Origin of the sequence: Yersinia sp. IP36721 (genome assembly GCF_003634395.1) — a bacterium.
GTDB classification, from domain to species: Bacteria; Pseudomonadota; Gammaproteobacteria; order Enterobacterales; family Enterobacteriaceae; genus Yersinia; species Yersinia entomophaga.
On sequence record NZ_QCZL01000073.1, the window covers coordinates 1 to 1,065 of the forward strand.

The following is a 1,065-nucleotide window of genomic DNA, read 5'->3' on the forward strand; positions in this document are numbered from 1 at the left end:
CGCCAAGGCTAATGTTAAGATCTTCTGCAAACTCCAACGGCTTCATCTTTTTAAGTGCATAAGAGATTAAATCATCCTTCTTAGCATTAGCTTTAATGATTTTATATTGAGGGTCTTTAACAAATTTACCCTTTGTATATTTCCACTCACCTAGCATTACCAGCTCACAATATTCGCCCGAGTCGCTCGTGATGCGAGTCAACATATCAGGTATTGAATCGAATTCTCTAATATCACAGCCAGCGATCGGCAACTCAGTCACATCACTACTCACTGCGCGCACCACACCTGTTGATGAAATTATTGCAACTTTATATTTTTTCTTGAATTTTCTATTGTTTTCATACCAATCGAGACCCGTGTCATCTACAAAATATGAGGCGTTTTCACCGAAAGGTTTATCCTCTGGTACGTATGCTTTTAGGTTTAAAAGTTCCATAGTTATGCCTGCCCCATGACTATCCATTGACCATTGACCTGATATTGCAACTCCGCAACAAAAATGGTGGTTTGTGTTACGAATGCTGTTACAGCAAAACTTCCGGCCTGTGCTGTGTTAGGCACCTCATGAACAACGCCCCTCCGAATGGCGGTGACTTTATTCATGTTTGCCGCTGTTATTTGTTTACTTATCCATGTAGACAAAAGGGAATCCTGGTTGTTAGTCCATACAGGCCCAGCGATATCCCCATTAACTTTCACCTCTGTATTGGTTGAAATTTGTATTCCAACTCCCTGCACCCCTCCAATGGTTATAACAGGGAAAGTTACTCTTCCTATGAACTCACCGCCAAGCGCAGGCACAACCTCATCTCTTGAATAAACATTCAGGTTTACACGGGATGCTGATTTATTGGTCAAGTCAGATAAATTTGAAGACGCTTGCAATGCCCCTATAACTCTGGCGTCATCGCCAGCCATAACCGTTCCTGCAACCGCACCAACATTTTTTGTTGCTGAATTACCCAGATCTAAAGCAGATCTGGCAGACGATTTATTGGTTAAGTCAGAAAGGTTGGCGCTTTTTTTCAGTGCATCAGCAGCGGCGGCAGCGGCCTCTGTTAA

At 42.7% G+C, this 1,065-nt stretch carries 1 protein-coding gene and 1 pseudogene; both read right to left on the minus strand.

Annotated features, from left to right (window positions below; genetic code table 11):
• Nucleotides 1-439, minus strand: a 439-nt coding sequence (locus tag DBA33_RS20335; RefSeq protein WP_120807121.1) for a hypothetical protein, incomplete at its 3' end; no start/stop codon positions are given.
• A gap of 2 nt (nucleotides 440-441) precedes the next feature.
• Nucleotides 442-1,065: pseudogene (locus tag DBA33_RS20340) on the minus strand (hypothetical protein); the annotation flags it as partial.